We start from the raw sequence: 9,782 nt of genomic DNA on the forward strand, positions 1-9,782 counted from the left end.
CGGCATGAGCACGGGAGTAGACATCATGGCGCTGGCCGCGCCGCTCGAGGGCGATGCGCCGTCCGGTCCCGACCTGGAGTACGACGCCGGTTTCATGGCCCTGGAGCGGGCGGTTGCGCCGCGTGGAGAGCGTGTGGTCGGGGGCGACGATGGCGAAGCCGACGAACCCGACTGGGACCGCTTGGCTGCATCGGCGCTGGCCCTGCTCGAGCGCACCCGCGACCTGCGCGTGGCGGTGATCCTCGCCACCGCATGGCTGCGCATGCACGGCCTGCCCGGTTGGCGCGATGGCCTGGCGCTGGTGCTGGCGCTGCTGGAGCAGCACTGGGACGGCGTGCACCCGCAGCTGGATGCGGAGGACGACAACGACCCCACCGCGCGCGTCAATGCGCTGATGCCGCTGGCTGATCCGCAGGGCCCGCTGGGCTACCTGCGCAACACCCCGTTCGTGCAGTCGGCGCGGCTGGGCGCATTCGCCCTGCGCGACCTGCGCATCGCCAGCGGCAGCCTCAAGCCGGCCGCCGGTGACAGCGACGCTCAGGCTTCGACCACCGAAATCGAAGCCTGCTGCCTGGACTGCCCCGAAGACCTGCTTGGCCGCAACGCCGAAGCGGTGCATGCGGCGCTGGCGCACGCCCGCGCCATCGACGCGCTGCTGACCGAACGGCTTTCGACCAGCGCGCCGGAGTTCAAGCCGCTGCTGTCGGACCTGTACGAACTCGACCGCTTCCTGCAGGCGCAATGGTCCGCCCGCACCGGCACGGTGGGCGCGAGCGAGGAAGCCGGCGAGGCGGTGGCCGGCGACGAGGGTGCGGGCGCGCCCGCTGCCGGCGCGCCGGGCAGGATCGCGGGCCCGTCGGACGTGGTCCGGCGCATCGACGAAATCTGCGACTACTACGCGCGCCAGGAGCCCTCCAGTCCTGTCCCGATCCTGCTGCGTCGCGCGCAGCGCCTGGTCGGCCTCGGCTTCGAGGACCTGCTGCGCAACCTCGCTCCGGCAGGGCTGGGCGAACTGCAGAACGTGGCGGGGGCGGCGCAGGAATAAGGGTCTTCCCCGATCGAGGGAAACGACATGACGTCTGCAGGAGCGGCTTCAGCCGCGATCGAGACCGACCCACGACCAACGCCCGCCGACAGCAACGGCTGCCGCGAAGTTCGCAGCAAGGAAGGCTGCACGACACGTCCGGATCCAAGCCCGCTCCGCCTTCGCAAAGACGGGCCTTCCCCGGCTTGGGCACCCGTCCGAAACGAGCCCCTGGCCGTGTGCCACGGCACCACGGCGCCCCCCGGCGTGCGGCCCTACAGCATCCGCCGCAGCACGCCATCCTTCCTGATGAAGTGATGGACCAGCGCCATCCCCGCGTGGCCGACGACCATCAAGATCAGTAGCCATGCCAACGGCGAATGCAGGGTGCCGCCAAACGCGGCGAGCCAGGGGATCTTCGCGCCCTTGGCGACCAGCTCGATGCCGAACACGCTCAGACCGTAGCCGTTGCCGAGCATGATGCTGAGGCCCGTCACCGGCATCAGCACCAGCGCGGCGTACAGCGCCACGTGCCCCGCCTTGGCCAGCAAGCCAAGTGCCGCCGGCGGCGGTGCGGGCGGGCGGTTGCCATGGTTGCGCAGCGCCCAGAAAATCCGCGGCACCACCAGCACGAGCACCAGCACGCCGACCGAGATGTGCCACGGCACCAGGGTCTGGCCGATCCAGTGTTCGCCGTCGTCGATGCGGTCGAAGATCTTCAGCGCCTGCCACGCGACCAGCAGGGCCACGGCCCAGTGGAAGAAGCGGGAGACAGTTCCGTAGCGTTCCAGGGTGTCACGGCTCATGGTTGGCTCCTTGTTTCGTGGATTGCCCGTCGCCACGCACATGGCTGTCGCAGCCGACCATACGCGACGCCGGGCAATCGCGCGGCTCAGGCGTGCGGCCTGCTGGCGCGGTCGAGCACCTCCAGTGCGGACGCAGGCAATACCAGTGCGGCCGCGCCCATGATGTCGTCCAGCTGCGCGAGGCTGGTGGCACTGGCGATCGGCGTGACCTGCGGCCGCGCCATCAGCCAGGCCAGCGCGACCTGCGCCGGGGTGGCCGACAGATCGGCGGCGACCGCGCGCAGCACGTCGAGCAGCTTCATGCCGCGCGCGTCGAAGTAGCCCTTCAGGAACGCCTCGCGCGCCGTGCCTTCGAGATCGCTGGCGTTGTTGTACTTGCCGGTCAGGAAGCCGCCGGCGAGCGAGAAATAGCTCACCACCCCAAGATCGTGCTCTGCAGCCACGCCAGCCAGATCGGACTCATAGCCGGCGCGGTCATGCAGGTTGTAGCCGGGCTGCACCACCCCGTAGCGCGGCAGCCCGCGCTCGGCCGATAGCGCCAGCGCTTCGCGCAGGCGCGCGGCACTGTAGTTGGAGGCGCCGATCGCGCGCACCTTGCCGGCTTCGACCAGTTTCGAAAACGCAGTCAGCGTTTCCTCCAGCGGCACCTGGTCGTCGTCCTCGTGGGCGAAGTAGACGTCGATGTGGTCGGTGCGCAGGCGCCGCAGCGAGTCCGCGGCCGCCGCCTCGATGTTCGCCGCCGACAGGCCCTTGCGCGGCGCCCACTTGGCGACCTTGGTCATCAGCACCACGTCGTCGCGACGGCCGCGCCTGGTCAGCCAGTTGCCGATCACGGTTTCTGATTCGCCGCCCGACAGCCCGGGCGCCCACGCGGAGTAGGCGTCCGCGGTGTCGATGGCGTTGAAGCCACGCTCGAAAAAGCGGTCGAGCAGCGCGAACGAGCGCGCCTGGTCGGCGGTCCAGCCGAAGACGTTGCCGCCAAACACGAGCGGGGCGATCTGGAGGCCGGAACGGCCAAGTTCTCGCATCTGCATCCTGGTTCTCCTGTGGTTTTCTGTGTTTCATCTTCCCCCGCCTGCGGGGAAAGTACCCGCGAAGCGGGGGATGGGCCAAGCCGACTCCCTGGCCTCAGGCAATGCTTTCCACGATGCCGCCTTCCACCCGCAGCGCCGCACCCGTCGTCGCGCTCGCCTGCGGCGATGCGATATACACGCACATGGCGGCGACCTCTTCCGGATCGGCAAAGCGACGCAACAGCGTCGACGGCCGGTTCTCGGCCAGGAACCGCGCCTCCATCTGCGAGGCATCCTCGCTGGACACGAACTGGATCCGCCCCCAGCCGCGCGCGCGCATGCCCTTCGCGTAATGGCGGCCCAGGCGCACGCCGCTCATGACGTTGACCTGCCAGAACTCGTCCCGGAGCGCGTCGTCGATGTCGAAAAACCCGTGCGCGCCATGGATGCCGAGGTTGTTGACCGTCGCGCCGATGATGGGCTGGATCGATCTCCATACAATTTCCTTTGCGGTCAATGACTTCACGATGTGGAGGCGGCACGTGTAGCAAAGAAGCTGCACTGGAGGTAGGCCGCACTGTTGCGGAACAAGCCCCGTACCGACGATCGGAAGGCAGAAGCTGGCGCTGGTATAGGTAGCCGCCTTTAACCCCATGCGCCGTGGGCGTGCGTTCTCGATGGGGCCTCCAAAACTTGGAACCCGAATGCCACGTCTTGATCAGAACTCGCCCGCGCCCTTTTTCCTTATAGCTCTTGCTTCGGTATCCCTGTTGGCCGCCTGCGGGCCACAGGGCATCGCAGACAGCAGCAGCGACACAACCCTCGTTGCCGTATCCGCCAGCGCGGAGATCAAACGCACTCCTGACCTGGCAGTACTCACGACGGGTGTCGTGAGTCGAGGGGCGGATGCCAAGGCGGCGATCGCACTGAACAGCAAGGAGATGGCCTCTGTCGTCAACGCCGTCACGGCAGCCGGAATCGAGTTGAAAGACATACAGACTAGTGGCGTGAGCATCAATCCGGACTATGCCTATGTCGCCAACCGCCCCCCTCGCATCAATGGCTACTACGCCTCCAATACGGTGAACATCACCGTCCGCGAGATCTCCGCACTCGGTACGATCCTCGATGCGCTGATCGCTGTCGGGGCAAACCAGGTCAATGGCCCGATGTTCGACATCGCCGACAAGGACGCAGTGCTGGATGAGGCACGCGGCATGGCGCTGGTCAAGGCACGCAAGCGTGCGGACCTCTATGCGGAACATCTTGGACTACGCGTGACGCGTGTCGTCAGCGTGGATGAGACCCGCGGGCGCGCTCCCATCGGAGTCGCATACGCGCGTGGCACGGTCGTCGAGCAGGCGGCGACTGATGCGAGTGCGAACGTCCCTATCGCTCCCGGCGAAAACACCTTGAGCCTGGCATTGGATGTGGTGTACGAGCTGGCGGAATAGCACCAACCCGACGTCGCCGGGACTGCTGCACATGCTGAGCTGTGCGGTGGTCTATCTTCTGGTAGACCATGGTCGCGCTCTGGAGTGATGTGACGGCGCCCGATGGAATCGACCGCTCGGCGGATCTGCATCTCCAGCTCTGGTGGAATTGAACAATGGACAGCCCAATGAAAACAGCCTCATCCCGCGTCTGGCCGACGTATGTGGCCGCCGTGCCGGTCTTGCTGTTCGGCCTGTTCATGGCCGTCGGCGGCGGCATTCTCGCGAGCGCCGGCGGCAGCTGGTACTTCCTGCTTGCAGGCCTCGGCATGACCGCTTCGGCGGCGTTGATGTTCATGGGACGGCGGACGGGCGCCTGGCTGTATGCGGCGGTCTTGCTGGCCACGGTGCCCTGGGCGCTGCGGGAGGTGGGGCTCGAAGCCTGGCCGCTGATCTCGCGGCTGTTCGCACTCGGCGTGATCGGCCTGCTGGTCGCCCTGGCGTATCCGTCGCTGGCGCGGCGCGATGGCCATCCTGGCCGGCATCGCGGCGCGTGGGGTGTTGCAGTGGCGCTTGGCGCCTGCCTGGCCGTGGGCGTGGTGGCGATGTTCACGCCGCAGGTGCTGGTGGAGGCCGATGGCGCCGGCGCCGCGGTGACACCCGTCGTCGCGGGCGAACGCCAGAGCGAGTGGCGGCATTGGGGACAGGACACCGCGGGCACCCGCTTCGCCGCACTCGACCAGATCGACCGCGACAACGTCGGCGCGCTGGAAGTGGCCTGGACCGCCCGCACCGGCGACATTCCCGAGAGCACCGGCTCCGGCGCGGAAGACCAGAACACGCCGCTGCAGATCGGCACCGACCTGTTTGTCTGCACCGCCTACGGCACCGTGCTGGCGCTCGATGTCGACACCGGCGAAGAGAAGTGGCGCTTCGATCCGCAGGCCACCGCGCCCAACTGGCAGCGTTGCCGCGGGCTCGGCTACCACGAGCAGGGCGGCGCCGGGCTGCCGGTCGGGTCGCAACACACGGCCGACCCCGGCGCTCCGGCGCAGCCGCCGGCCAGGACGGCGGATCCCCGCAGCGCGGACGGCGGCACCATGAGCCGCGACCCGACGAGCCGCAACGCCACGCCTCCCGTCGCAGCCATCGACGATGACGCGGCGACGGAGCAGGCCGCCGAGGCAGGCCCCGAAGTCGAACCCCGGGCCGCCTCCGAAGCCGCCGAGGGCGTCAACGTCAACGCCATGCCCACGTCGCGCGGCTGCCGCCGCCGACTGTTCCTGCCGACCCTCGACGCCCGCCTGATCGCGCTCGACGCCGACACCGGTCTGCCCTGCGCCGGGTTTGGCGACGGCGGCACGGTCGACCTGGGCGTCGGCATGGGCGAGATCCTGCCCGGCTACTACCAGCAGACCTCGACCCCGCTGGTGGCCGGCAACGTGGTGGTGGTCGGCGGCCGCGTGGCCGACAACTTCTCGGTCGACGAACCGCCGGGCGTGGTCCGCGCCTTCGATGCGATCAGCGGCGAACTCGCCTGGGCCTGGGATCCGGGCAATCCGGCCATCACCGGCTTGCCGCCGGAGGGTGAAACCTACACCCGCGGCACCCCCAACATCTGGGCCGCGATGTCCTACGACGCAGCGCTCGGGCTGATCTACGCGCCCACCGGCAACGCCACGCCCGATTTCTGGTCCGGCCATCGCAGCGAGCTGGACGAGCGCTATTCCTCGGCCGTGGTCGCGCTGGACGTGGCCACCGGCCGCCCGCGCTGGCACTACCAGATGACCCACCGAGACCTGTGGGACTTCGACATCCCGGCCCAGCCGCTGCTGTACGACCTGCCCGACGGCAACGGCGGCAGCGTGCCGGCGCTGGTGCAGATCACCAAACAGGGCGAGATCTTCGTGCTCGACCGCCGCACCGGCGCACCGATCACCGAAGTGGTCGAAAAGCCCGTGCCGCAGGGCGACCTGCCCGGCGAGCGCTACGCGCCGACCCAGCCGTACTCGGTCGGCATGCCGTCGATCGGCAACCAGACCCTGGTCGAGTCCGACATGTGGGGCGCCACGCCGGTGGACCAGCTGCTGTGCCGGATCCAGTTCAAGTCCATGCGCCACGAAGGCGTCTACACCCCGCCGGGGCTGGACCGCTCGCTGCAGATGCCGGGCTCGCTGGGCGGGATGAACTGGGGCGGCGCCGCGGTCGACCCGACCACCCACACCCTGTACGTCAACGACATGCGTCTGGGCCTGGCCAACTACATGGTCAGGCGCGAGGACGTGCCCACCGATGCCAGCGGCATCGAGATGGGCATCGTGCCGATGGACGGAACGCCCTACGGCGCCATGCGCGAGCGCTTCCTGTCCCAGCTCGGGATCCCGTGCCAGAAGCCGCCGTTCGGCACCATGACCGCGATCGACCTGGCCAACCGCCGGATCCTCTGGCAGGTGCCACTGGGCACCGTGCAGGACACAGGCCCACTCGGAATCAAGATGCTGCTGCCGATCCCGATCGGCATGCCGACGTTGGGCGGGCCACTGTCGACACAGTCGGGGCTGGTGTTCTTCGCCGGTACCCAGGACTACTACCTGCGCGCGCTCGACGGCCGCACCGGCGAGACTTTGTGGAAGGGCCGCCTGCCGGTCGGCAGCCAGGCCGGCCCGATGACCTATGTCTCGCCGCGCACCGGCCGCCAGTACGTGGTGGTCACCGCCGGCGGCGCGCGCGTGTCGCCCGACCGCGGCGATTACGTCATCGCCTATGCGCTGCCGCAGGATCGGACCGGTGGGGCGCCCAACTGACGGTGGCTTGCCGTGGGGATGGAAGCCGCCGCTCCTGGGACCATGCCGCAGGTCTTCGTGGTCATTGCGAGATCCCTGTGTGGGGATTTTCGGATGCGGGAATTCAAGGCTTCAGGCTGGGGTCTTGTCGGCGCGTGACGCGAGCAACGCCAGCAATGCAGCGGCCACCAACACGGCGGCGCTCACCACGAACGTGGTCGCATAGCCACTCGTGTCGAACAGCACGCCGCCGACCGTCGAGCCCAGCGCGATGGACAACTGGATGACCGCCACCATCAGCCCGCCGCCGGCCTCGGCGTCGTCCGGCAGTGTCCTGGCCACCCACGACCACCAGCCCACGGGCGCGGCCGTGGCCAGCAGGCCCCAGAGACCGAACAGCACCGCCACGCCGGCAAGCCAGCCACCGAACGCGACCAGCGCCACCGCGACCACCGCCATCAACACCGGGATCGCGACCAGCGTGCGGTAGAAATCCATCTTCAGGGCGGTGCCGATGACCGCAGTGCCGATGAGGCCGGCGACGCCGATGATCAGCAGGATGAAGGACAGCGTTGCCACGTCCACCAGCGTCACCATTTCGAGGAACGGCCGCACGTAGGTGAACAGCACGAACTGCCCCATGAAGAAGGCGCCGACCGCCAGCATCCCGAGCGTCACCACGCGGCGTTTGAACAGGCGAAAGACGTTGCCGGAGCCCGCCGTGCGCGGGCCGGCCGGCATCGACGGCAGGCTGATCCATTGCCAGACAAGCGCGATCAGCGCGACCGGCACCAGGCACAGGAATGCACCGCGCCAACCGATGACGCCGCCAAGCCACGCACCCAGTGGCGCGGCCACCACCACCGCCAGCGCGTTGCCGCCATTGAAGATGGCCAGCGCCCTGGGCACCTGATCGGTCGGCACCAGCCGCATCGCCACCGCCGCCGACAGCGACCAGAACCCGCCCACGACCACGCCGATCAGCGCACGGCCGATCATGTAGGTCAGATAGTCGGGCGCCAGCCCGACGATGAGGCCCGACGCGCACATGAGCCCGGTCATCGCCAGCAGCAGGGTCTTGCGGTTCATCGTGCCGGCGAGGGTCGAGATGGACAGGCTGGTCAGCACCGCGAAGGCGCCCGAGATGGCGATCCCGTAACCCGCCCAGCCTTCGCTGATCCGCAGATCCGTGGCGATGGGCGTCAGCAGGCTGACGGGCATGAACTCCGAGGCGATGAGCGCGAACACGCACATCGTCATCGCGAACACGCCGCTCCAGTAAGCGGGTTGCGCCCCGGCCTGCTGGACGGCAGGCGTGTCGCTTGTGGCGGTGCGGGGATCCGGAGATGTCATGGCGTGCGTCCTCGTGCCGGAGCGGTCGCGGGTGCGGGATGCGTGCCTGCGGTCGCATCATGATTGGTGGTGGACGTCCACCACGATGTGAACACCTGCAGTCGGTCGTCGAAGTGCACCGGCTGGCCGATCGTCGGTGTCCACAGAGCGTAGTCGCGTCCCTTGCTGGCCTCGACAAGACGTTCGAACGGGTCGTTCCAGTCGTGCGGCGCGAGGGTGAAACGGCCCACGTGTTGCGGTGTCAGCGCCCGCGCCCCGAGATCCGCCGCGGCCTGGGTCGCCTGTTCCGGATTCATGTGCAGGTTCGCCCAGCGCGGGTCGTACTGGCCGGTGTCGAGCGCCACCCAGTCGAACGGTCCGTGGCGCTCTCCGATCGCGGCGAAATGGTCGCCATAGCCGGAATCACCACTGAAGAATATCCGCCGCTGCGACGTTTCCATCGCGAAGCCGACCCACAGCGATTTGTTGCGGGTGAACGTGCGCCCGGAGTAATGGCGCGCCGGCGTGGCATGAAGCGCCAAGTCTTCCGTGAGCGCAAGCGTGTCGTTCCAGTCGAGCTCATCGATTCGCGTGGCGTCGTAACCCCACGACTCGAAATGCGCGCCGACGCCGAGCCCGGTGACCACCCGATCGACCACGGGCTCGATCGCAAGAATGGTCGGATAGTCCAGATGATCGAGATGATCGTGCGTGATCAGCAGGACATCGATCCGCGGCATGTCGTCCGCCGAGTAGATGCTGGTGCCGGCGAACGCCTCGATGAAGCCCGGCAGCGGCGCCGCGTTGGCGCTGAACACTGGGTCGATCAGGATGCGCTGGCCCGCCAGCTGCACGTACCAGGAGGAATGGCCCAGCCACACCACCAGGTCCTCGTTGACGTCCAGCGACTTCAGGTCGGTCTTCTGCGCGGGAATGTCATGCGGCGGCCGCGGATTGCCCTTCTCGGCGCGCAGGTCCTCGATCTGGATCGACAGCTGGGTGGCGCCCGCGGTCAGGAACGGCGTGTCGACCAGGTTCTGGAACGCGCCGTCGACATGGTTGGGGGACCGCTCGATGATGCTGAGCCGCTCGCCCTGCGGCATCTGCCCGAACACGGGTTTGCGCAGGTAGAGCAGCGCCGCGACAACGGCGATCGCGGCGATGGCGGCCAGCACCATCAGGGAACGGAACCAGGTGATCTTCATGCCTTGCGCAGCTCAGTTCGCGGCCAGGTGTTGGGCGCGGAAATCGCGACGCTGTTGGCGACAGGAACGGGGTCAGGTTGGAGTGACCCGGGTTCTTCGGACAGTGGACCTAGGGCACATACCCCAGGCGATTGAACCGCTCTTCGTATTGGGCGGGCGATTGGTAGTCTAGAGCCGAGTGCATGC

Annotated in this window: 8 protein-coding genes; 3 read left to right on the forward strand and 5 right to left on the reverse strand. The window is 68.2% G+C overall.

Annotated elements, in window-relative coordinates; translation table 11 throughout:
• The first annotated feature begins 4 nt into the window (after positions 1-4).
• Positions 5-1,045, forward strand: a complete 1,041-nt coding sequence (tssA, locus tag ACW5EG_RS16035) for a type VI secretion system protein TssA (protein ID WP_457018511.1) — start codon at positions 5-7, stop codon at positions 1,043-1,045.
• A gap of 254 nt (positions 1,046-1,299) precedes the next feature.
• Here the strand turns inward: tssA and ACW5EG_RS16040 are convergent, their stop codons facing one another.
• The 3 genes from ACW5EG_RS16040 to ACW5EG_RS16050 all read right to left on the reverse strand — a co-directional run bounded on the left by ACW5EG_RS16040 (position 1,300) and on the right by ACW5EG_RS16050 (position 3,498).
• Positions 1,300-1,830, reverse strand: coding sequence for a cytochrome b (locus tag ACW5EG_RS16040; RefSeq protein WP_457022289.1), 531 nt, complete (start codon positions 1,828-1,830; stop codon positions 1,300-1,302).
• An 86-nt stretch (positions 1,831-1,916) separates the two neighbouring features.
• Positions 1,917-2,864, reverse strand: coding sequence for an aldo/keto reductase (locus ACW5EG_RS16045; protein ID WP_457022291.1), 948 nt, complete (start codon positions 2,862-2,864; stop codon positions 1,917-1,919).
• Positions 2,865-2,958: 94 nt separating this feature from the next.
• Positions 2,959-3,498 carry an SDR family oxidoreductase gene (locus ACW5EG_RS16050; RefSeq protein ID WP_457018514.1) on the reverse strand — a complete coding sequence of 180 codons (540 nt, stop codon included), beginning with the start codon at positions 3,496-3,498 and terminating at the stop codon, positions 2,959-2,961.
• Between the two features lie 49 nt (positions 3,499-3,547).
• On the opposite strand from ACW5EG_RS16050, the gene ACW5EG_RS16055 reads away from it, so the two are divergent.
• Both ACW5EG_RS16055 and ACW5EG_RS16060 read left to right on the forward strand, forming a co-directional pair.
• Positions 3,548-4,297 (forward strand): SIMPL domain-containing protein, encoded by a 750-nt coding sequence (locus ACW5EG_RS16055; RefSeq protein WP_457022293.1) that lies wholly within the window; start codon positions 3,548-3,550, stop codon positions 4,295-4,297.
• A 167-nt stretch (positions 4,298-4,464) separates the two neighbouring features.
• Positions 4,465-7,080: an outer membrane protein assembly factor BamB family protein gene (locus ACW5EG_RS16060; protein WP_457022295.1), complete on the forward strand. Its 2,616-nt coding sequence runs from the start codon at positions 4,465-4,467 to the stop codon at positions 7,078-7,080.
• A 111-nt stretch (positions 7,081-7,191) separates the two neighbouring features.
• On the opposite strand, the gene ACW5EG_RS16065 is transcribed toward ACW5EG_RS16060, so the two are convergent.
• Positions 7,192-8,412 (reverse strand): MFS transporter, encoded by a 1,221-nt coding sequence (locus ACW5EG_RS16065; RefSeq protein ID WP_457022297.1) that lies wholly within the window; start codon positions 8,410-8,412, stop codon positions 7,192-7,194.
• Entirely contained in the window at positions 8,409-9,596 is a 1,188-nt protein-coding gene (locus tag ACW5EG_RS16070) for an MBL fold metallo-hydrolase (protein WP_457022299.1), read from the reverse strand. The genes ACW5EG_RS16065 and ACW5EG_RS16070 overlap by 4 nt, the downstream gene beginning before the upstream one ends.
• Positions 9,597-9,782 lie beyond the last annotated feature (186 nt).

This window comes from Luteimonas sp. A611 (genome assembly GCF_054072715.1).

Excerpts from the sequence above, each read along its gene's own strand:
- tssA (WP_457018511.1), top strand. The coding sequence starts at position 5 with ATGAGCACGGGAGTAGACATCATGGCGCTGGCCGCGCCGCTCGAGGGC.
- ACW5EG_RS16040 (WP_457022289.1), bottom strand. The coding sequence starts at position 1,830 with ATGAGCCGTGACACCCTGGAACGCTACGGAACTGTCTCCCGCTTCTTC.
- ACW5EG_RS16045 (WP_457022291.1), bottom strand. The coding sequence starts at position 2,864 with ATGCAGATGCGAGAACTTGGCCGTTCCGGCCTCCAGATCGCCCCGCTC.
- ACW5EG_RS16050 (WP_457018514.1), bottom strand. The coding sequence starts at position 3,498 with ATGGGGTTAAAGGCGGCTACCTATACCAGCGCCAGCTTCTGCCTTCCG.
- ACW5EG_RS16055 (WP_457022293.1), top strand. The coding sequence starts at position 3,548 with ATGCCACGTCTTGATCAGAACTCGCCCGCGCCCTTTTTCCTTATAGCT.
- ACW5EG_RS16060 (WP_457022295.1), top strand. The coding sequence starts at position 4,465 with ATGAAAACAGCCTCATCCCGCGTCTGGCCGACGTATGTGGCCGCCGTG.
- ACW5EG_RS16065 (WP_457022297.1), bottom strand. The coding sequence starts at position 8,412 with ATGACATCTCCGGATCCCCGCACCGCCACAAGCGACACGCCTGCCGTC.
- ACW5EG_RS16070 (WP_457022299.1), bottom strand. The coding sequence starts at position 9,596 with ATGAAGATCACCTGGTTCCGTTCCCTGATGGTGCTGGCCGCCATCGCC.